The organism is Hymenobacter endophyticus (genome assembly GCF_032464715.1).
Classification (GTDB): Bacteria; Bacteroidota; Bacteroidia; order Cytophagales; family Hymenobacteraceae; genus Hymenobacter; species Hymenobacter endophyticus.
In genome coordinates, this window is sequence record NZ_JAWDJT010000005.1 from 87686 (window position 1) to 109147 (window position 21462).

At 61.4% G+C, this 21462-nt stretch carries 18 protein-coding genes; 8 read left to right on the forward strand and 10 right to left on the reverse strand.

Annotated features, from left to right (window positions below):
* Positions 1-76 precede the first annotated feature (76 nt).
* Entirely contained in the window at positions 77-1018 is a 942-nt protein-coding gene (locus tag ROI90_RS09760; RefSeq protein ID WP_315998156.1) for a hypothetical protein, read from the reverse strand.
* Positions 1019-1211: 193 nt separating this feature from the next.
* Here ROI90_RS09760 and ROI90_RS09765 point away from each other — a divergent pair, with 193 nt between their 5' ends.
* A complete protein-coding gene (locus ROI90_RS09765; RefSeq protein ID WP_315998157.1) occupies positions 1212-3422 on the forward strand; it encodes a S9 family peptidase in 2211 nt (736 codons plus the stop codon).
* Between the two features lie 96 nt (positions 3423-3518).
* On the opposite strand, the gene ROI90_RS09770 is transcribed toward ROI90_RS09765, so the two are convergent.
* Together ROI90_RS09770 and ROI90_RS09775 are read right to left on the reverse strand one after the other, a co-directional pair.
* Entirely contained in the window at positions 3519-3761 is a 243-nt protein-coding gene (locus ROI90_RS09770; RefSeq protein ID WP_315998158.1) for a hypothetical protein, read from the reverse strand.
* Positions 3762-3883: 122 nt separating this feature from the next.
* Entirely contained in the window at positions 3884-4810 is a 927-nt protein-coding gene (locus ROI90_RS09775) for a pirin family protein (protein ID WP_315998159.1), read from the reverse strand.
* A 130-nt stretch (positions 4811-4940) separates the two neighbouring features.
* Here ROI90_RS09775 and ROI90_RS09780 point away from each other — a divergent pair, with 130 nt between their 5' ends.
* Positions 4941-6377: an energy transducer TonB gene (locus ROI90_RS09780; protein WP_315998160.1), complete on the forward strand. Its 1437-nt coding sequence runs from the start codon at positions 4941-4943 to the stop codon at positions 6375-6377.
* 109 nt (positions 6378-6486) lie between these two features.
* Positions 6487-7068 carry a Uma2 family endonuclease gene (locus tag ROI90_RS09785; protein WP_315998161.1) on the forward strand — a complete coding sequence of 194 codons (582 nt, stop codon included), beginning with the start codon at positions 6487-6489 and terminating at the stop codon, positions 7066-7068.
* 12 nt (positions 7069-7080) lie between these two features.
* On the opposite strand, the gene ROI90_RS09790 is transcribed toward ROI90_RS09785, so the two are convergent.
* From ROI90_RS09790 to ROI90_RS09810, 5 genes are all read right to left on the reverse strand, one after another.
* Entirely contained in the window at positions 7081-8529 is a 1449-nt protein-coding gene (locus ROI90_RS09790) for an ArnT family glycosyltransferase (RefSeq protein ID WP_315998162.1), read from the reverse strand.
* Between the two features lie 104 nt (positions 8530-8633).
* Complete coding sequence (locus tag ROI90_RS09795; RefSeq protein WP_315998163.1) at positions 8634-10076, reverse strand: aldehyde dehydrogenase; 1443 nt, start codon at positions 10074-10076, stop codon at positions 8634-8636.
* Positions 10077-10106: 30 nt separating this feature from the next.
* Positions 10107-11060, reverse strand: a complete 954-nt coding sequence (locus ROI90_RS09800) for a glycosyltransferase family 2 protein (protein WP_315998164.1) — start codon at positions 11058-11060, stop codon at positions 10107-10109.
* A 28-nt stretch (positions 11061-11088) separates the two neighbouring features.
* Entirely contained in the window at positions 11089-11844 is a 756-nt protein-coding gene (locus tag ROI90_RS09805) for a class I SAM-dependent methyltransferase (RefSeq protein WP_315998165.1), read from the reverse strand.
* A 116-nt stretch (positions 11845-11960) separates the two neighbouring features.
* A complete protein-coding gene (locus ROI90_RS09810) occupies positions 11961-13529 on the reverse strand; it encodes an ArnT family glycosyltransferase (protein WP_315998166.1) in 1569 nt (522 codons plus the stop codon).
* A 258-nt stretch (positions 13530-13787) separates the two neighbouring features.
* Between ROI90_RS09810 and ROI90_RS09815 the strand changes: the two genes are divergently transcribed.
* The 3 genes from ROI90_RS09815 (at position 13788) to ROI90_RS09825 (ending at position 16569) form a co-directional block, all read left to right on the forward strand.
* Entirely contained in the window at positions 13788-14312 is a 525-nt protein-coding gene (locus tag ROI90_RS09815) for a hypothetical protein (protein WP_315998167.1), read from the forward strand.
* A gap of 169 nt (positions 14313-14481) precedes the next feature.
* Positions 14482-15930, forward strand: coding sequence for a hypothetical protein (locus ROI90_RS09820; RefSeq protein ID WP_315998168.1), 1449 nt, complete (start codon positions 14482-14484; stop codon positions 15928-15930).
* Between the two features lie 93 nt (positions 15931-16023).
* On the forward strand, positions 16024-16569 hold the full coding sequence (locus ROI90_RS09825; RefSeq protein WP_315998169.1) for a hypothetical protein: 546 nt from the start codon (positions 16024-16026) through the stop codon (positions 16567-16569).
* 57 nt (positions 16570-16626) lie between these two features.
* Here the strand turns inward: ROI90_RS09825 and ROI90_RS09830 are convergent, their stop codons facing one another.
* A complete protein-coding gene (locus tag ROI90_RS09830) occupies positions 16627-18459 on the reverse strand; it encodes a hypothetical protein (protein ID WP_315998170.1) in 1833 nt (610 codons plus the stop codon).
* 137 nt (positions 18460-18596) lie between these two features.
* Positions 18597-19382 carry an SDR family oxidoreductase gene (locus tag ROI90_RS09835; protein WP_315998171.1) on the reverse strand — a complete coding sequence of 262 codons (786 nt, stop codon included), beginning with the start codon at positions 19380-19382 and terminating at the stop codon, positions 18597-18599.
* A gap of 182 nt (positions 19383-19564) precedes the next feature.
* Here ROI90_RS09835 and ROI90_RS09840 point away from each other — a divergent pair, with 182 nt between their 5' ends.
* Both ROI90_RS09840 and ROI90_RS09845 read left to right on the forward strand, forming a co-directional pair.
* Positions 19565-20101 carry a 3-hydroxyanthranilate 3,4-dioxygenase gene (locus tag ROI90_RS09840; RefSeq protein WP_315998172.1) on the forward strand — a complete coding sequence of 179 codons (537 nt, stop codon included), beginning with the start codon at positions 19565-19567 and terminating at the stop codon, positions 20099-20101.
* 28 nt (positions 20102-20129) lie between these two features.
* Positions 20130-21458, forward strand: coding sequence for a hypothetical protein (locus ROI90_RS09845; RefSeq protein ID WP_315998173.1), 1329 nt, complete (start codon positions 20130-20132; stop codon positions 21456-21458).
* Positions 21459-21462 lie beyond the last annotated feature (4 nt).

The following is a 21462-nucleotide window of genomic DNA, read 5'->3' on the forward strand; positions in this document are numbered from 1 at the left end:
CTGCACCATACAACAACGGCCGAACCTGCGTACTGCGGGTTCGGCCGTTGTTGTATGGGACAGTTAGCCGCAGCGGCTACCTGCTCATGCGTACCTCCAGCACCAACGTGCGGATACCGGTGGTGATGATATCCTGGACCGAAAGCAGGCCGTAGCGGTTGTCGGGAGTGCGGAAGGCAATAACTTGACCCTTGGAGAGGGCGCCGGTGCGGGTACGGGTAGGAAACGTAGTGCCCTGGTACAGGTTATAGACGTTGGTGAGGGCCTGGGTGGTGGAGTAATTGGCCAAGGCCGAAGCAGCCAGCGGCGTGGGGCGAATTTCAGTGGCCCGCCCAACCCAGGGCAGTTTCAGGCCGGCATCGGTGGCCACGGCCAGGCCCGGGTTTATGGTGGTGGAGCCGGGCACGTACACCAGGTCAATCAGCTGCTGGTTTTCGGGCAGGCGGCGCAGGGAGAAGCTGGGCAGCGCCAGCCCTTCGCGCAGGGCCAGAAAGCTGCGCCGCCCGAACGCGCCGGGGTCTTGCAGCGGCACCGTGTAGGTGTGGAACGCCGCCGCCGAATCGGTACGGCCCAGGCGCAGGTAAAAGCTGCGCTTGCCGGTGTTGCCGTTGGCGTCGGTGAAGGTGTACTCCCAGGTTTCCTTGCCGGCCGTGGTGCGGGTGGGCTGCACGCTCTGGAAGGCAAACTCCGGGGCGTTGGCAATCAGCGTATCCAGGTACACCAGCCGGGAGGCCAGGGAGTCATTCTCAGTGTACCCCGTGAAATACGTAATGGGGCGCGCCCGCGGCAGGTAGTTGGCCTGGATTAGCAGTCGGGTCAGGGGGGCATTGTCTTCGGCCTCTGCGTACAGTCGCACCGCAATAGTATCACCATCGTTGGTGATGCGGCGGGACGCGGGGTTGAAGCGGGAGCTGCCCACAAAGTTCACGCGGGGGCCGGGCTCCAGTGCCGGTTCGCAGGCAGTGAAAATGGCCGCCGTGCCCAGAAGCAGCAGGAAAGACGAAGAGGTAAAACGCATAACGGGATAAAGGTCGGGATTTGGCGGCTATCCGGTAGCAGCAGCCCGGAATATACGCCCTGGGGCACGTTTTAGTATGAGTCACTCCGCCGCAGCTACTCCCAGGCGCGGGTTTTGCGGGAGCCGTGCAACCTTGCCCCTGGCATTGGCTACCTTAACGCCGGATTCCCGCCGACATTTCATTTTTCCCCGCATGCGTTTACGTTCCCTGGGCCTGGCCCTGTTCCTGACCACCGCCAGCCCTGTTGTATTGCCCGGTTCCGCCCCGGTAGCTGTTGCCCAGCAAAAGCAGAATATCTCCCTCGAGGACATCTGGCAGAAAGGCACCTTCTCGGCCCGCTCGGTGCCCGGCTTCAACTGGATGAAGGACGGCCGCTTCTACTCCTCCCTGAGCAAGGGTGATTTGGTGCAGAACGACGTAACCACCGGCCAGCCCGTGCAGACGCTGGTGGCCGGCCAGGACCTGAAGCTGCCCGGCCAGACCCAGCCCCTGCAGGTGGACGGTTACAGCTTCAACGCCGACGAATCCAGCATTCTGTTCAGCACCGATACGGAGCCGATTTACCGCCGCAGCAGCAAGTCGTACTTCTTTGTGTATGACCGGGCCAGCAAGAAGCTCACGCCCCTCAGTGCTGGTGGCAAGCAGTTGTACGCTACTTTCTCGCCCGATGGTAAGCGCGTGGCCTTCGTGCGCGACAACAACCTGTACGTGACCGACCTGGCCACCATGCGGGAAACCGCCGTGACGACGGATGGGGTCTTGAACAAGATCATCAACGGCGGCACTGACTGGGTGTACGAGGAGGAATTCTCCTTCGCCCAGGGCTTCCAATGGTCGCCTGACTCTCGCTACGTGGCCTACTACACCTTCGATGAAAGCCAGGTGCCCGAGTACAACATGCAGGAGTGGGGCGAGCTCTACCCCAAAGACTACCGCTACAAGTACCCCAAGGCCGGCGAAAAAAACTCCATCGTCAGCATCTCGGCCTACGACGTGGCCGCCGGCAAATCGGCCAAAATGGATGTAGGCACGGAAACCGACCAGTACATCCCGCGCATCCTCTGGACGCAGACAGCCGACCTGCTCAGCATTCAGCGCCTGAACCGCCTGCAGAACAAGCTGGAAATTCTGCACGCCAACGCCAAAACCGGCCAGAGCAGCGTGGTACTCACCGACACCGACAAGGCCTACGTGGACATTACCGATGATGTGCGCTACCTGGCCGGGGGCAAGGAGTTCCTGTTCACCAGCGAGAAGGACGGTTACCGCCACCTCTATCTCTATGATATGAAGGGCAAGCCGGTACGCCAGATTACCAAGGGCAGCTGGGAAATTACCGAAATCAACGGCTTCGACGAGAAGAAAAGCCTGGTGTACTTCACCAGCACTGAAGGCTCGCCGCTGCAGCGCCACCTCTACCGCATCGACCTGAAAGGCAAGGGCAAAACCCGCCTCAGCGAAGCCGGCCGCGGCACCGACATGGTAAACCTCAGCCCCGATACCCGCTACTACCTCAACTACCACTCCGAGGCCGCAGTGCCGGCCGTGGTGAGCCTGCGCAGCGGGCAGGATGGCAAGCTGGTGAAAGTACTGGAAGACAACGCCAAGCTGCGCGAGAAGCTGGGCCAGTACAACCTGGCCACGCCCGAGTTCTTCACCTTCAAAACCAGTGAAGGCGTGGAGCTGAACGGGCAGATGCTGAAGCCCACCAACTTCGACGCTACCAAGAAATACCCCGTGCTCATGCACGTCTACGGCGGACCCGGCTCCCAGACCAACGCCGACTCCTGGGGCGGTACCAACTACCTCTGGCACCAGATGCTCACGGAAAACGGCTACATCGTGGTGATTGTGGATGGGCGCGGCACCGGGGCCCGGGGCGCAGCCTTCAAGAAAGTAACCTACGCCAACCTGGGCAAGCTCGAAACTATCGACCAGGGCGAAGGCGCCAAATACCTGGGCACACTGCCCTACGTGGATAAAAGCCGCATCGGCATCTGGGGCTGGAGCTTCGGCGGGTACATGACCACGCTGGCCCTCACCAAAAATGCCGACCTGTTCAAGATGGGCATTGCCGTGGCCCCCGTTACCAACTGGCGCTACTACGATACCGTGTACACCGAGCGGTTCCTGAAAACGCCCCAGGAAAACCCCCAGGGCTACGACGACAACTCCCCCGTGCAGCACGCCGACAAGCTGAAAGGCAAGCTCCTGCTCGTCCACGGCACCGGCGACGACAACGTGCACTTCCAGAACTCCGTCTCCTTCGTGGATGCTATGGTGAAGAACAACAAGGACTTCCAGACCCTCTATTACCCTAACCGCAACCACGGCATTTACGGCGGCAATACCCGCCTGCACCTCTACCGCCAGATGACGGATTTCGTGCTGAAAAACCTGTAAGCCGCCGTTGTCATTCCTCACTTCGCTCGGAATGACAGGAGCATGTATGGGAACAAAAAAGCCCCTCACGTGAGGGGCTTTTTTGTTCCCGAAGAACTACTGCAGTAGTTCCGGGTGGCCAGTCAGCTCAGGCACTGGCTGGGGGCTGATGGAGGTGATTTGCAGGCCGAGCAGCTGCGGACTGCGGAATTGCTCGTAGAGGTCGGCAAACAACTCACTTAGTTCGGCGGTAGTGGAGCGAACTTGGCGCTTGCGTTGCCGGGTGCCCACAACCTGCCCACATTCCAGCTGCGCCAGCGTAAGGCGGCAGCAAACGGTGTACTCCAGCGTGTTTTTCATAGCCCAAATGCGAGGAAAGGAGGGAGCGAGAACAGACTGTAAAGCTAATTAAATTGGTGTTAATGTCTAATATATTTAGTATTAAAGTATGAGAATATTCCTACTGTTGAGGTGCAGTAGGATCAGGAAAGCGCCTGCGGTGGGGGCGAATCAGTACCACTACCAGCCGGCCGGGTCTTGTCCTGAGGCAGCGGCACAAACTCCTGGTTGTCAGTGGGCGGGAGTAGAATGCGGCCAGCTTGCCAGTCGGCTTTGGCCTGCTCAATGCGCTCCTTTTTCGATGAGACGAAGTTCCACCAGATAAACCGCTCCCCCAGCGGCTCCCCACCCAGCAGCATGAGCGTGGTAGTTTCCTGGGCCACCAGCACCGGGTCGAGGCCGGGCGTGAACACCAGCAGTTGGCCGGGGCCGTAGGTGCGGCCATCTACCTCGAGCCGGCCTTTGGCTACATAGGCACCCCGCTCGGGGTAACCACGGGGCAGGCCAAACCGGGCACCTGGCTGCAGAACCACGTGCAGGTAAAACAGCGGGGAGTGAGTTTTGACGCTGTTCTGCAGCCCGAAGGCGTCGCCGGCAATCAGGCGCAGCCACACACCGGGCTCGGTGAAAATGGGCAACTCGTGAGGAGCGTAGTTGTCGAAGGTAGGGGCCGTTTCCTCGTCGGCTTCGGGTAGGGCCACCCAGGTCTGCAGCATTTCCAACTGTCCCCCGGCCAGGGTAGCCGGGTCCTCAAACCGCTCGGAGTGGGCAATGCCGCGGCCGGCCGTCATCCAGTTTACCTCACCCGGCCGGATAATCTGCTCCACGCCCAGACTGTCGCGGTGCGTAACCTGCCCGCCGAACAGGTAGCTGACGGTGCTCAGGCCGATGTGGGGGTGGGGCAGCACATCCAGGGTAGGCAGCAGCTCCGGGGCCAGATGCACGGGGCCGGCGTGGTCCATGAAAATAAACGGGCCCAGCATGCGGCGGAGGCGGTAGGGCAGAATGCGCTTCACCTCAAACCCCGGACTCAGGGCAGCGGGGCGGGCGTCAATTATAAGGTCGAGCATGAGCAGTACGGCTAGGAAAGACGGTCCGCAAATTGGAAAAAAGAAAAGTAAATGTATTTATGCCAGCTGTTTAGCAGAAAAAACCGACTTTGGTCCAATAAATCCGGTGTTTCCCGCGTAGAGGCCTCTTATGCCGATGCTTACCCCGATTCGTTTACCCTTGTTCGTGCTGATAGGTGGCTTTGTGGTAGCCTGCCAACCCGAGCGCACGGCCCAGCGCACCGCCCCGGCCGCTGCCGTCCCTGCCCTGGCCGATACGCTCAGCTACGACTCCCTGGCGCAGCCGGTAGGCGCCGCCTCCGGGGCGCGAAATTGGCACCGCCTGGACCGCCCCACCAGCCGCCGGGCCCCCCTTATTGTGTACCGCAGCAGTAGTAGCCGGCCCGGCCTACCTGGCGCTACACCGCCCGCCGAGGCCCGCCTTCAGGACCTTACGCTCAAGGCCAGTGAGTATTTTCAGATTGACCCCACCAAAGCCGCCGAAGTGCGCGGGCGGGAGGGTACCATTGTCCGGATTCCGGCCGGGGCGTTGGTAGATAGTCGCCAGCATCTCGTTACGACGGCTGTGTGGGTGGAGCTCAAGGAGTGTTATTCGGCCTCCGACCTACTGCTTTCTAATTTGCTGACCGAAACCCTGGCCGGGGCGGCCCTGGAGCTGAACGGCGCCGTGCTGGTACGCGCCACTGCCGGGGGGCAGCCACTGGCCCTGGGCGCCGGCCGCCTGATGCAGCTGGAAATGGCCGGTGGCCCGCGCAAAGCCCCCCTGTACTACGGGCAAACCACTGCCACTAGTCCCGTACGCTGGCAGGAAACAGCTGAGCCAACAGCAGATGCCGCCGCTGAAACCATCCTGACTACGGCCCAGCAAATGCCCCGCTACGGCCAGGGCTCGGCCGATATCAACCGGCTGATTCGCTACCCGCGCGCCGCCCAGGAAGCCCAGACGGAAGGGTTGGTATTTGCCTCGTTTGTGGTTGATGAAACCGGCCGCGTAACGCAGCCCCACATTGTGCGGGGCCTGGGCAACGGCTGCGACGAGGAAGTGCTGCGGGTGCTGCGTCAAACCTCGGGCCGCTGGGTACCGGGCCAGCAGGACGGGCGCTTTGTAAAGGTGAAGCTGGTACTGCCTATTCGCTTCCATTTTCAGCCCGGCCTGGCCACCGCCCCCGAAACAGCCGCAGTAGCCGCCGCCGCTCCGGCTGAGGAGACAATGCTCAATGAGTTGGAGGAAAATCCGGGCGCTCTTTCCGTTACGCAGTTGGGTTGGCTGGCCACGGGGCAGCCCTGGCAGAGCGCCGCCGCCGCCCTGTTTGTGCCCGCCTTTGCCACCGATGAGCACTGTACCGTGCGGCTGCTGGTGCCCGGCCACCGGGTTGTGCTGTCGGGGCAGGCGGAGTTGGGCGGCTTTCAGTTTGCGGCGGCTCCGGCTGGAGCTACGGTGGTAGGCCTGCGCTACGAAAATGGTACGCCCTTCCTGGCTCGACTCCCCCTCACCGCCCCGGATACGCTGCGCTTCCGCGAAACCACCCTGGCCGAGCTGGAAACTACCCTGGAAAAGCTGAACTGAGGCCGTACTGGTGGGTGCATACTAGTGGGTGGTTTGCCTGTTGGCCTCAGAGCAGCCAGTATCCTTTCCGTAGTATTTTGCGGTCTGCCATCCTATTAACTTCTGCCTGATGGGCCCGCCTGCTACGCCACTCGCTCACGTTTCGCCCGAGGATTACCTGGCAGCTGAACGCCGCGCGGAATCCAAGCACGAGTATTGGGACGGAGAAATCCGGGCTATGTCGGGGGCCAGCTTCGCGCACAACCGAATAGCCGCCAATCTTACCATAGAAATTGGGATACAGTTAAAAGGAAAACCCTGCTCATTAGTGGGCAGTGACCAGCGGGTGCAGGTGCTGAGCGAATCGACCTTCGTGTACCCGGACCTAACCGTGGTATGCGGACAGCCTTTGTTTGAGGATAATACGAAACCCGATACCCTGCTTAATCCCATGCTGCTGGTGGAAGTGCTGTCGGCCTCAACCAAAAGCCACGGCCGGGGCGACAAATTCTTTCTCTACCGCCAGATTCCGACGCTGCAGCAGTATCTGCTGCTGGATTCGCAGCGCGTGCACGCTGAGCTGCACACCCAGGATGCGCAGGGCCGCTGGCTGCTAACTGAAACCACCAACTGGCATGACCTGCTGATGCTCGACAGTATTGGCTGCCAGGTGCCGCTGACGGATGTATACGCGGGCCTAATGCTGCCCTAGTGCCCCCAAGTGCTACCGCCGCGCGCCCAGCCGCAACGTTTGGCAGGAGTCGGATTGCACCAGGGTTTCCGTCTGAAAAGCACTCTGCCAAGCTCGGGTGGCTTTCTGTCCGCAGACCACCACCACCTCACCGGGGCCTGACTCGGCGGCTGCCCAGGCGGCGCGGCGCGCCACGGTGTGGCCCTGCTGGTACTGGGCAGCCATCTGGTAGAACAGCGGAGCATCGTTGAAGGAGCCATCCGTGCCCAGGGTATAGGTCCAGATTTCGGGCCGCTGCTGCCACTGCTGGCGCAAATGGTGCCCGTATACCAGTTGGTGGTTATCGAAGCGGTACTTGGAAAGCTGGCGCAGGTACTGCACCTGATTGAGGTAGGGGAAAGCAGCCAAAGCCAGCACCCCCGCCACGCGCTTGGCATAAGGCAGAGGCCGCGAAAAACTTGGTTGTATGAGCCGGAATACCTGCATAACCCCGGCCGCCACCAGCAAAGCCAGCAGCGGGAAAGCGGGAGCATTATACCACACCAGCTTGGTTTCCGCCAAGGAAAGTGCCAGCAGGAAGCTCCCGATAATGGCCGAAAGGGCGCGGCCCAGCCACCAGCCGGTGGTGCCAGTCGGCTGCCACCAGCCTAACCCAGCTCCCAACAGCGCCGGTAGCAGCCACACCCCAAACTGCCAGCTGACCAGCAGGCCCAGGTAAAACGCAAATGGCCCGTCATTGCCCTCCAGCTCATGGGCAGCCGGACCGCCCACCTCATACTGCCACACGGCTGCCAGGTAGCCGGGCGCGGCTGCCTCCCGCACCGCATACCAGACGGCAGCGCCCAGCACTACCAGGCCCGCCGCCAGCCAGGGCGCCGGCTTCCGCAGCCGGTGCAGGCTACCCGTGAGCCAGGCCGCCAGTAACAGGCCCGGCCCGAACATAGCCCCAGCAATACCCTTGGTAAGCACGGCAAGTGTAAATCCTGCGCCCGTTGCCCAGGCCCAACGGGCCCGGCCCGTACGCAGATATGCCACCCAGCTCAAGGCTCCCGCCGTCGTCCAAAAAGTCAAAAATGCGTCAAAGTCGGCAGTGCGAGCTACGTGGAAGCTGACGTAGCCAGGGGCGGTGAGCAAAACCAGCCCGGCCAATAAACCTGCCAGTGGGCTGCGCAACCACCGGGCCGCCGCGTAGTACACCAGTCCCACGGTAGCCAAGGCCGTAAGAGCCGCCGGGAGGCGTAAGCCCAGCTCCGTGGGGCCTAGTAGCCGAATACTGGTGGCTAAAGTCCAGAGCCAGAGGGGCGGCTTACAGTTCCAGAGGTCGGGCTGGCCCTCGTAGCGGGCCACCAGCCAGTCGTGGTGCACCAGCATGCCCAGGGCATCCAGGGCCGTGCGCGACTCGTCCCACTGCTGCACCGGGAAGGAGGCCAGTTGCCAGAATAAGGGAAAATACGCCAGGGCCAGCAGTAGCAGTAGAGGCAAAAGCCGTTGCCAAACCGGCCGGGGAGAAGAAAGGGTGGGAGGGGAGTACACGCTCTAAGCTACGGCTCCGGTCGAGGTTGTGCAAGCCCCCGTTTTGGGCCGGCTCAGAGCTTAATGCACACGTTTTGGGCCTCCGTGAAAAACCGCAGCGCCTCCAGGCCTCCTTCCCGGCCCACCCCGGAGCTCTTCATGCCCCCGAAGGGCGTACGCAGGTCGCGGTGCAGCCAGGTGTTTACCCATACCACGCCGGCGTGCAGCTGCTGGGCCAGGCGGTGCGCCCTCCTCAAGTCCTGGGTCCAGATGGTGGCCGCCAGGCCGTACTCAGTGCCGTTGGCCCAAGCCAGCGCCTGTTCCTCCGTATCAAAGGGGATGAGGGTGACTACCGGCCCAAATATTTCCTCCTGGTTTACCCGGCACTCAGGCGCTAAGCCTTCAAACACGGTAGGCTGCAGAAAATACCCCTCGGCGCAACGACCTGGTACCTGCACCCGCTGCCCGCCCGCCAGCAGCCGGCCACCTTCCTGCTTGGCTAGCTCAATATAGGACAGTACTTTCTGCAGATGCGCTTCACTGACCAAGGCGCCCTGGCGGGTGTGCTCGTCCAGCGGGTCACCCACGGTTAGGGTTTGCACTTGGCACAAGAATTCGGCTTTAAATTGCTCGTAGATGGGCCGCTCCACAAAGATGCGGGAGCCGCACAAGCATATTTGGCCCTGGTTGGCAAAGGAGCTGCGCAGGCTGGTTTGCACGGCCTCGGCCAGGTCGCAGTCGGCGAAGATGAGGTTGGGGTTTTTGCCGCCCAGCTCCAAGGATAGTTTTTTGAAGCGCGGAGCGGCCGAGCGGGCAATCTGCTCCCCGGTTTTAGTGCCGCCCGTGAAGCTGATGGCCCGGATGCCGGGATGGTCAACCAGAGCCTGACCCACGGCCGGGCCCGTGCCGTGTACAATGTTGAGCACGCCCGCCGGCAAACCTGCCTCCTGGGCTAGTTCGCTCAGCAAAAAGGCCGTGTACGGGGTCAGCTCCGAGGGTTTGGCCACCACGCAGCAGCCTACGGCCAGGGCTGGGGCAATTTTCCAGGTGAACAGGTACAGCGGCAGGTTCCAGGGCGAAATACAGGCCACCACGCCCAGCGGGTGCCGTACCGTGTAGTTCACCGCCACGCCCTCCTGCACGTGGGCCTCGGTGGCAAAATGCTGCGCCGCCGTCCCGAAAAAGGCAAAATTGCTGGCCGCCCTCGGGATGTCCAGGGTGCGGGCCAGGCTGAGGGGCTTGCCATTGTCCTGGCTTTCGGCCCGGGCCAGACGGTCCAGGTTGTGGTCAATCAGCTCAGCGAGGCGCACCAGGCGGCGGCCCCGCTCCTCGGCCGCCAAAGCCCGCCAGGCGGGCAGGGCCGCTTCGGCAGCGCGCACGGCCGCATCCACGTCGGCGGCATCAGAGTCCGGCACCTGCCCAAACGGCTGGCCAGTGGCGGGCTCGAGTAGGGGCAAGTAGCGGCCCGCCGCCGGGGGCAGCAGCTGGCCGCCAATGTAGTTCTGAAGCTGAATCATAGGCGTAACGGGAAGGGCCGCTACCTGCCGCTACCGTTGCTGAGGCAGCGGGGGCTCCGGCAAATTCGACTCGGATACGATATAGAGCGGGCGCTGCCGCACGTTGGCGCTGAGCCGGGCCATATACTCGCCAATAATGCCCACCGCAATCAGCTGCACCCCGCCCAGAAACAAAATGCTCACCATCAACGAAGCCCAGCCGGGCTCGTAGTCCTTGCTTACGAAGCGGGCATAGAGCGTGAACAGCATCACCAAAAACGCCACTCCCGATACCACGAAACCGCCCACAGTAGCGGCTTTCAGGGGCACATCCGAAAAAGCCGTAATGCCATCCAGAGCCAGCTTGATCATTTTGCGGTAGGTGTAGCCCGTTTCGCCGCCGGCCCGCTCGGCCCGGTCATATTCCAGGTAGGTCTGGCGGTACCCAATCCAGGAAATCTGCCCCCGGATAAACTTGTTCTGCTCGGGCATGCGCCGCAACGCTTCCACCACCTTGCGCGAAATCACCCGAAAGTCGCCGGTATCCACGGGAATCGAAATGTTGGTAATGTTGGCTAGAATCCGGTAAAATAGTTTGGCTGTGAGCTTCTTGGCGGCGCTTTCACCCTGGCGGGAGCGACGCTTGGCGTACACTACCTCGTAGCCCTCGTGCAGCTTCTGGTACAGCTGCGGAATCAGCTCGGGCGGGTCCTGCAAATCCGCATCAATGATAACTACGGCCTCCCCCTCGGCCCGGTCGAGGCCGGCCGTCACGGCAATCTGGTGCCCGAAATTGCGGCTGAAGTTGATGAAATGCACCCGGGAGTCGCGGGCAGCCAAGGTCTGAATCAGGGCCAGTGACTGGTCGCGGGAGCCGTCGTTGATAAAGATGAACTCGTAGCCCCCCGGTAACGGCATAGGGTCCAGCACACCGCGCAGGCGTTCATACAGCGCCGGAATATTGTCTTCTTCGTTGTAAATGGGGATGATAACGGACAGATCCACGCGACAGAAGGAAGAAAGCAGGTAAAAGTTAGGCGGCCGGCTTGCGGGCCAGGGCAAACACGCTCACGCCTACGGGCAGGTTCAGGTGGCGGAGCAGGCAGTTTTCGGCCCGCAGCAGCCAAATGAGGGAGGTATTGACCGGGGCAGGCAACGCCAGCAGGTCGCCGGTACCGGATTCCGCCTCGGGCCGAACCGGACCGCGCAGGCGCTGGGCCTGGCGCACCAGAAACGTGGGGAAAAACAGGGCAAAATTCCAGTATGATTTCCGCTGTACCTGCAGCGCTGCTGCCGTAAGGGCCTGGCCTAGGGAAGCGGCCGTATAGCGGCGGAAGTGGCGGTTTACCACGTCGTGCTGGCTCCAGAGCTGGGGAAAGGCCGGCACGTATACCAGCAGCTGCCCGCCCGGCTTGAGTACCCGCCGCCACTCGCGCAGGGCACGCTGCTCATCCTCAATGTGCTCCAGTACATCGGAGGCCACCACCACGTCGAAGGAGTTATCGGCAAATTCCAGCCGGGCTCCGTCCATTACCGATACGTTCGGAATCCGGCGCTGGTGGGCCAGGGCAATGGCCGCCTCACTGATATCGATGCCCGTGAGGTTGTGGAAGCCGATGGCCCGAAGCTGCTGCTGCAAAGGACCGCCGGAGCAGCCAATTTCCAGAATAGCGGCCGTTTTTGGCAGATTCATTTGCTGTAACTGGTCGAACACGCCGGCGCGCCGTCCCCGGAACCACCAATGATTTTCCTCCAGCTGATGATACAGCGCCTCGTACTGAACTTGCATAAGGACGAAATTACGGAATTGCCGGGCTATACCTGCCTTCGACAACGCGGAGAAGTAAATATGAGGATTTCGAAAAAAACAGGAAGTACCGGGCCAGCAGGCTCCAGCTTGGCGGGCTAGGGAACCGGTACGCCGGGGGAAGGCAGGCGGGACAGCAGCAGCAGCGTCTGGCAGGAGCCGTTCTGGTGCACTTCAATCATGCGGAAGGCCGAGTCCAAGGGGGCTTTGAAGGCGGGGTCGCAGGTAACGACTACCGAGCCCAGCGGCGGGGTGCGGGTACCTGGCTCATTCAGAATGGTGAGGCGGTTGCCGGCATGCTGCTCAAACTCGGCCTTATAATAGAGCAGCATGCTGTTGGCCATGCCGTGGGTAAGAACCGTTACGTTGTTAACCTGGGGCTGCTCCCGGGCTAGGCGAGTGATGTAGCGGCCCAGGTGGCCATCGGGCCCGAGGCCAAAGTCACTGTGGCGCTCGGCAATGAGCTGGGTGGTAATGGCATAGTAGGGCAGTAGCACCACGCACCCGATGAGTAGCACCTGGGCCAGTACCCCCGCCACCCGGCCTACCCGGGGCCGGTACAATTCCCGCAAGTCCTGGTAAGCAATGCTCAGCCCCAAGCCCAGTAGCAAAGCCAGGGCCGGGTAAATGGGGGCATCGTACCACTCCAGCTTGCTTTGGGCCGAGCTGATAACCCCTAGCCAACTCAAGCAGAAAAGCACCAGCATCCAAGCGGCCCGTTTTACCAGCCCGGCCGGCTGCAGAATACCCGCTACCACCAAGGCCGGCAGCAGGGCCCAGAGCCAGGGGGCGAAAAAGCGTTGCCGGAAGTTTTCCAGGTAAAAATCCCAGGGGTGCACGTGGTTGTCGAGGGTAGTGAGAAAGCGGCCGCCCAGGTCGTTATTCTGCACGGCTTCCCAGTAGCCAGGGTCCAGGGGCTCCCGCACCAGAAAGTAAGTGGCCATGACGGCCAGCCACACCACCGCTGCCAGGTATACGCCTGGCTGGCGCAGCAGCCACAGCAGCTTGCCCCGGCCCAGAGCATATACGGCCAGCCCCGGCAGCCCGAGCAGGGCCGCGGGGCCCTTTGTAAGCGTAGCCAGTAGTACGCTCAGTGCTACCCACAGCAAATGCCGCCGCGCCCCGGTTTCCAGATACTGAAAGAAATGCACCCAGAGCAGCACCTGCCAAAAAATCAGCAGGGCATCGTAGTCGGCGGTGCGGGCCACGTGCAGGCGCACAAAGCCGGTGGTAGTTACCAGAATAACGCCGGCCAGTACGCCGGCCCAGGGCCGGCGCAGCACCCGGGTCGCAAACCGGAACAGCAGCAACACGGTGCCTAAAGAGGCCAGCAGGGTGGGCAGGCGCAGGGCCCAGGCCGAAATGCCGAATAGCTTGAGCGAAAGTACCTGCAGCCAGATCAGTAGGGGCGGCTTGGTGTTCCAGTGGTCGGGCGCGCCATCGTAGTGCGGAACTAGCCAATGGCCGTTTCTCAGCATTTCCGTAGTGTTTACCGCCACCCTCGACTCATCGTAGAGCTGCACCGGGGTGCGGCCCAGCTCATAGTACAGCGGAAAAACCAGGAGCAAGAGCAGGAGTAACAGGCGGTTTTCCGGGTGCTGCAACCACTGCTGAATGCGCGGAAATAGCGAGCGGGTGGAAGAGGGCTGAACTTCCGAAAGAGCCATGCAGGTAAGGATAAGGAGCGAGCAGATAGGGGTGCCCTGGTTGAGCAAGGCGTTCGGGCACCGTGCAGGCCAACAAATATAGAGCAGATTCCCGCGGGTACAGGAATTAGCAGAAGGGTAATACTAGCCGCCGCTCAGGCGGTTAGGGACTGGAATGGAGGTGGATAAATCTGGGAATGAGCAGCGAAAATGAGGTTTCCTCTGTTACTTTTGCGCACCGTTCAATAGTGAACCTTACCTACTTCTGCTCCCCCGTTCATGAAAAATGCTTTACTGGCTTTGTCGCTGGTTTCCCTGGTTGCCTGCGGAAAAGATGATGCCGCCGCCGACAGCGACGTGCTCATGTCATCTGATATTGACAGCATCGTGGGCTGGGTAGCCGACCCCAATGCGCTGGTAAAGGGAGAAGCTCACTCTGGGCAGTATAGCCTGCGCGTAGATCCCACGCACGAGTTCAGCCCCGGCTTCAGCTCCCTGATTGGGCGCATGACTGCCACTCGCCCCCGGGGAGCAAAACTGGAGGCCTGGGTGTACGCCACCGACAAAAACTCGGCCGCCAAGCTGGAGTTCGTTATCAAAGAGGCCGATGGCAAGGAAGCCCTGCACGAGCAGGTGAAAATAGCCGAATCGGCGGGCGAATTTGGCAAGTGGGTGAAAGTATCGCGCGACATTGTATTCCCCAAAACCGTCAGCTACTCCTCGCAGGTTGTTATCTACGTGTCGCGGGCCGAGGCTACTTCCCCCGCCTACGTGGACGATATCACGCTAACGGCCCTTCGGTAGGTAGCGGAGTGCTCCTTCTTCGGGTGGAGCCATAGCAGGGCAGCGGGTGTGAGGCTTGGCACAGCTGGGCATTGCACCCGCTGCCCTGCTATTATTGCAGACTGGCTGGCCCTTTTTCGGACTGGTTTCTCTTGCGCCAAGGGCCTGTTGTCTCCCTTATACTGTATCCATGAAACAACGCTACTGGTCGGGGCTGGTTATTATATTGCTGCTGCTGGATACTTTGCTCACCTACCGGCAAAACTACCAGCTGCCTCTCGATGGCGACCTGGTGCCAACCATCTTTCCGGCGCCCTGGTACAGCCAGGTGATGCACGACCCCTTTGGCTGGGCCGTGCTGACGCGCCAGGAAGTATACGCGGGCACCAACCGGTTTTTTGCCCATGCCGGCATGACGCTGTACTGGAAGCAGGTGCCCTTGCTGTTGCAAGCGTTCCTATCGGCCATCGACAGCCTGTACGTGGCCAGTGCTTTGTTCAACGTGGCTACCCAGCTGGCCCTCATTGGTTTACTGGCCGCCTACGTGCGCCTGGGGGCGCAGGGCGAGCGTACTGGCTGGGGCTTCTGGCTGGCGGTGCTGCTGCTGTTTCCTCTGTTCCAGACCAGCGGGTTCTATGAGCAGATGGGCATTACCAACCAGGCCATTACCTACACCTTCTTCTACGCTTTTCCGCTGGCTTTGCTGCTACTGGTGCTGTGGCCCTTTTACCGGGCCGCCTGCCGCAATGAGCCGCTGCGCCTCCCGTTGTGGCAATGCGTGCTGCTGGTGCTGCTGATGGTGGTAACTGTTTTTAACGGACCCGTAGTGGTGGCCTCGGTGGCAATTGTGCTGCTGGTAGTGGGCGTGTACTGGCTCCGGCAGCAAATCCGGCAGTGGCGGCAGGGTATCCGGCAGCTGCCGCTGGCGCAGGGTTGGCTGTCGGGGCAGGCGCTGGGGCTGCTGGCTATTTTGGGGCTGCTGAGCGTGTACTCCCTGTATCTGGGCCGCTACAACGCCGAAAATTCCGATACGCACACGCTCAAGCAGCTGTATGAGCTGCTGCCTACGGGTATCTACAACTCCTTCATGCTCCAAACGGGCCTGCAGGTGCTTATTGGGGTGGTACTGCTCAACGGGCAGCTGCTCCGCCACGTGGTGCCCGCCTCACCGGAGCGTAGCCGGGTGCTGCTGGCGCTACGCCTGGTAGGTCTGTTCAGTGTGGTGTACTTGCTGCTGCTGCCCTTTGGCGGATACCGGCCCTACCGGCCCTTCCTCGTGCGCGGCGACTCTATTCTGCCCATTATCGTGGCGTTGCTCTTCGCCTACGGCGTCTCCGCCTATTACCTGCTGCGCCACCTGCGGCTGCCGGTGGTGCGCTGGAGCTACGCTGCGGCCACGGGCCTGTTGCTGCTATACTTTGCCAAAGCCGACTCCAACCCCGTGATGCCCCGCACCAACGAGTGTGAGCGGTGGGCCCTCGACCAAATGGCCCAGTCGCCGGAGCCGGTGGTGCGCGTGTCCAATGAGTGCAATGTGCTGGCCTGGGGCCCGATGTACGATTTTCACATGTCGGAGCTGCAGGGCAAGATGCTGCACTACTGGCGCGTTACTCCGGCCCCCAAGCAGTACCAGCAATAGAGTAGCTTGCGGCCGGTTTAGGCTCCAGTAGCGGCCGGTACACTGGCCGCTGCTGGCCAGATTTCTTGTTTATTTTTTCTTTCGCCTCCCCCTATGACGCGCTTTGCCCCGGTTCTGCTTCTGACTGGCCTGCTGGCTGCCTGTACGCCCGGTCCCGCACCCGCAGCGGCCGATGCTACGCTGGCCTTCAACGATTTTGAGAATGTATCAGGCTGGCTGATTGGTTCTCCCTATGAAGCCACCTTGAGCCGGGATAAAGCTCATTCGGGCAAATTCAGCTGCCGCGTCGATGCGGAGCATGAGTACAGCCTGGGCTACAAAAACACTCTAAGCCAACTTGCCTCCGATTACCCCCCCAAACTAACCATTGGAGCCTGGGTGTTCGTGCCCAACGCTCAGGCCAAGGCCAAACTGGTGACGGAAATAAAATCCCCTGACCAGCCCGGCAGCGGGCAGCTCTGGGAGGGGGTAGATTTGAGCACGGCCGTATCCGTGTTTAATAAATGGCAGTACGTGGAGCAAACCATTACGGTACCCGCCACGGCCGGCCCGCAAAGCACTCTGCAAGTCTACGTGTGGCGCGACCAAACCAAAGTGCCGGTCTACGTGGATGATATGCGCATTTCCCTGGCCAAATAGAGGCTGTTGACACCACCGTATAAAAGAAGGCCGGCTCCTGTAAGGAGCCGGCCTTCTTTATTCTGTGACGGTAATCGTGCGGCGCAGGTGCACGGGCCAGGTGCGGTAGTTGCGACTAATTAGGCCAATATCCAGGATATATTGCCCCGGCTGCTGCGGGGCCTGAATGCGCAGGGTTTGTTGCCAGGGCTGCCACACATCCACCTCCAGGGGTGCCTCCACCGGGGCCGTGTCCGAGGGCCAGTCGTGGGGCTTGAAGAACACGGTGCGTACCAGCGTGGGGTGGTCTACGCGCGTGCCGGAGTGCAGGGGCCGTAACTGCTCAGGTACGCGCACCTCCACCGGAATAGTGGTTTGCTCCCCGACCTTAATAGTTGTGGGCAAGGAGTCCAGCAGGGCCAGCTGCACCCCGCGGTGCGCCTTGATATAGGCATTGAGGGCTACCGTATCCTGGGGCGGATTAGAGTTGATAACCCGGTAAGGCGTTTGGGGAAAGCGGAAGTACACCGGCGAAACCGTACTAGCCGGCTCCACCCCAAACGGCTCCAGAAAATTAGCCGGGTTAGCACCCTGCTCCGCCAAGTAGTCAATTGACCAGTCTACCCGCACGGTCTGTACCGAGTCGGGGCTGTGGCGGGCGCTCAGCACCATGGTTTCGCTGGGAATAGCCCACCAGGGCCAGCCCGCGCGCAGGGTTTGCGGGTCCACGTTATCGGGGTACATCAGGTATTTGCGCTCCGGAAACTGGCGAGTGTAGGCCAGCAGCTGCCGCAGCCACTGCTGGTAGGCCGTGTACGGAATGTGCTGGTACCACAGCACGCCCAGGCGCACGGTGAGCACCAGCCCAACCAGGCCAGCCGCCAGCCATTTGCCCCGGGTGCCCGCCCGTTCCAGGGCCGGCAAAACCTCCATGGCCAGAGGCACCGCAATAAAAATGGTGAGCGGGAACAGCAGGTTTTCCAGGTAAGTAACCTCGGTATAATCGGCGCGGGTGACGATGGTGATAAAGGCGTAGCCACCCACAAAGGCCCACACCAGGCCCAGGCGCAAAGTAGCCAGCCAGTTGCGCTGGCGCAGGTAAAACACCGTGAGCACCACCACCGATAGGGGCAGAGCAATGAAGTTTCGGGCGCACAGCCGCCGGAAAATATCGAAGCTCTCCAGGGACAGATAGTGCGGAAAGAACCGGATAAGGTTGGGCTTAAAGGTCATCTGCGTGTCCTCGTAGGAGCCAGCCGGAATCAGCATGGCCCGCAGCCCGTACATCAGAAAAGCCAGCACCAGAAACCCGTAGTAAGGCTTGTCACGGAAACGCTTGTTCAGCAACCAGTCATAGAGCCACAAAAACATAAAGGGAATGATGGCAATAGGATAGCCAAAGATGATAACCGGCACCAGGGCGGCCAGGGCCAGCGTGCTGAACTTTAGCTGAATGGGGGCCTGCCGGGAAATGCCCGCGTAAAACAATAGCAGCACTACCAGGGTCTGGGGCATCTCCGACTGCGCCCAGTAGAAGGCCCGCGTAGACAGCAGCACAAATAGCAGCACTACCACCAGGGCTACCGCCTCGTTGCGCAGCCAGTAGGCGCATGCCAGGAAAATAGCCAGGTAAAAACCCACAAACATCATAGAGTACAGGCGCAGTACCTGGTCCAGGGGTAGGCCCATACGCACGGCCGTGAGCGTGGGCCACTGCGTTACAATGGCCACAAACCGGCGGTTCTGCACGTACAAAGCCTGGGTTTTGGTGTACACATAGGTATGCCAGGCCAAATCGTAGTACGCAGCTCGCTCCAGATAAAAATGCCAGGCCAGGGCGGCCAGCACCAACATGGCCAGTAAGCCCAGCAATACTGGCCAGCGGGTGGCGTACTGTTTAGAAAGAAGCATAGAGAAGATAACTGGAAAAGGCACCGGCAGGCACTGGCCAGTAGTGCCGGCCCCGCGCTGCTGAGAAAGAAAAGCGGGTAAAGATACTGGTAGGGGCCAAGCGCACCGCAAGGGTGGGGCACTCTTTCGGGGCTTGGCTAGAGGCTACCCGTACGCCCGCCGTCCACCGGAATGTTGATGCCCGTGATGTAAGCCGCCGCCGCCGAGGCCAGAAACACCACCGCTGCCGCTACTTCCGGAGCCTGCCCGAAGCGCTGGGCCGGAATCAGCCGGAGCATGGCCGCCTCTACCTGCTCGGTGGTTTGGCCGGTCTGCTCGGTTTTCTTTTCGATGAGGGAGGTGTGGCGTTGGGTGACGGTGGCCCCGGGCAGCACGTTGTTTACCGTAATGCCGTCGGCCGCCAGCTCGTTGGCCAGGGTTTTGGCCCAGTTGCCCACCGCCGCCCGAATGGTATTGCTCACGCCCAGGCCCGGCAGCGGCTGTTTTACCGAGGTGCTGATAATGTTGATAATGCGGCCCTGCCCGCGCTGACGCATGCCCGGTACCAGGGCCTGGGCCAGCAGATGGTTGCACACCACATGCTGCTCAAATGCCGCCCGGAATGCCTCCACCGTTGCCTCCAGAATAGGCCCGCCCGCCGGTCCGCCGGTGTTGTTCACCAGCACATTAAACCCCGCCGGATGCGCGCCTAGGTACTCCTGCACCCGTTCTCGCAAAACATCGGGCTGGCTGAAATCGGCCACAATGAAGTCGTGCCGCTGGCCGGCGGGCGTGGGTAGGGCGGCGGCTACCTCGCGCAGGGCTGCTTCGTTGCGGGCCAGAAGCGTGAGCGTGGCCCCGCGCCGGGCTAGCTCTTCGGCCACGGCCCGGCCAATACCTTGGGTGCTGCCGCCCACCAGGGCGCGTTGAGACAGAAAATCCATAAGAAAAGAGAGAGAGAAACTGAATAGGAAAAAAGGCGGAAACCGGGGGCGCCGGCCGCCGGAACGGTGGGGCAAATTACAGGATGCTGGGCTGCTACGCCGGAATGTTGTTATTTGCCTGCGGTGAGCCGCCCGCAGGCAATGAGCCCACTCACTATTTCCTTACTTCACAAGTGCACGCTATGTCTGTCGCTCGTCCGTTCAATTTTCAGCAGTGGATTGATGAACACCGCCACCTGCTCAAACCACCCGTAGGCAACCAGCAGGTATTCAAAGACAACAAAGACTTTATTGTGATGGTAGTGGGTGGCCCCAACACCCGCAAAGACTACCACGTGGACGAGGGGGAGGAGCTGTTCCTGCAGATAGAAGGTGACATCGTGGTCAAGATTATTGAGGACGGGCAGCCCGTGGATATTGAAATCAAGCAGGGCAGCATGTTCCTGCTGCCGGGGGGCGTGCCCCACTCGCCGCGCCGGCCGGCCGGCACCATTGGCCTGGTGCTGGAGCGCTACCGCACGGCGGGCGAGCTGGACGGCTTTCAGTGGTACTGCGAGAATTGCGGCCATAAGCTGCACGAGGAATTTGCCGAAATTACCGACATCGTGGCCCAGCTGCCGCCCATCATGAATGCCTTCTGGGCCTCTGATGCGCTGCGCACCTGTAAGGTCTGCGGCACGTACATGCAGGCGCCGACCCCCGTTGTTCCCGCTCCGTAAGCGGCCATTCTGTTCTTACGTATTCTTCGTGAAGTCCCGACTGGTCTTTCTCTTCACCACGGCCCTGCTCATTCTGGCTACTTTCAACGATAAACGCTGGAAGCCGCTGGAAGTATTCGATAACGACCAGGGGGGCTACTACGTGTACCTGCCCTCGGTGCTACTCTATCAGGCTGCCGGTCGGGCCGATTCGTTGCAGAGCGTTCAGCAAACGTACCGCCCCGGCCCCCGGCCCTACATGGGCTTACTGACGCTGCCCAACGGCAACGTTATATCCAAGTACCCCTTGGGCCTGGCCCTGGCCGAACTGCCCTGGTTTGCGGGTGCCCACACCTGGGCCCGCCTGCGGGGCCTGCCGGCTGATGGGTTTTCCCGGCCTTACCAGCAGGCCATTATGCTGGCCGGGCTGTTTCATGGGGTGTTGGGGCTGTGGCTGCTGCGCAAACTGCTGCGGCGCTTCTTTCCGCAAGATGATGCTACCGTGGCCTGGGCGCTGGCCGGTATTGGCTTGGGCACCAACTGGTTTATGTATGCCAGCTACGAAGGCGCCATGGCCCACGGCCTGTTATTTGTGTGGCAGCTAAGTATTGTTTGGGCTACGGCCTCCTGGTACGAAACGCGCCGCACTGAGTGGGCGGCCGCTCTGGGCTTGCTACTGGGCCTCGCCATTCTGACCCGGCCTACCGAGGCGCTGTATGCCCTGGTGCCGTTGGGGTGGGGGCTGGCCACCCAGGGCGGTCTGAGCGGCTGGCTGCGCTGGCTGCAGAGCCGGCCCGGACAGGTGCTGCTGGCCACTGCCATGGTGCTGGCAGTAGCGGTGTGGCAGCCGGTTTTCTGGCACGCGGTAAGCGGGCAGTGGTGGCTGGATACGTATCAGGGCGAGGGGTTCGACTTCACGCGCCCGCATGTGCTGGATGGCTTGTTCAGCTTCAAAAAAGGCTGGCTGCTATACACGCCCTTGGCTGCCGTGGCGCTGGTTGGCGTTTTCTTTCTGCCGCCGCGTCTGCGGGGGCTGCGCGGGGCCCTGCTGCTGGCAGTACCCGTTGTGGTATACGTTACCTTCAGCTGGCGGGAGTGGTGGTACGGGGGCAGCTTCGGAGCCCGGCCGCTTATCAGCCTCTACCCCATGCTGGGGCTGTGCCTGGCGGCACTGGTGGCCGCCTCAGTGGCCTGGCAACGGCCCAGGCGGGTGGCGCTGCGGGCGGTGCTGGCCCTGGGCATTGTGCTCAACCTCTGGCAAACCTACCAGTACGCAGCCGGTGTAATTCACTGGGACAGCATGACGGCTGACCGGTACCGACGCAACTTTTTCATTGGCTCTATCAAAAAACTGCCGTCCGATTTGCGCCTGCCTTAACATT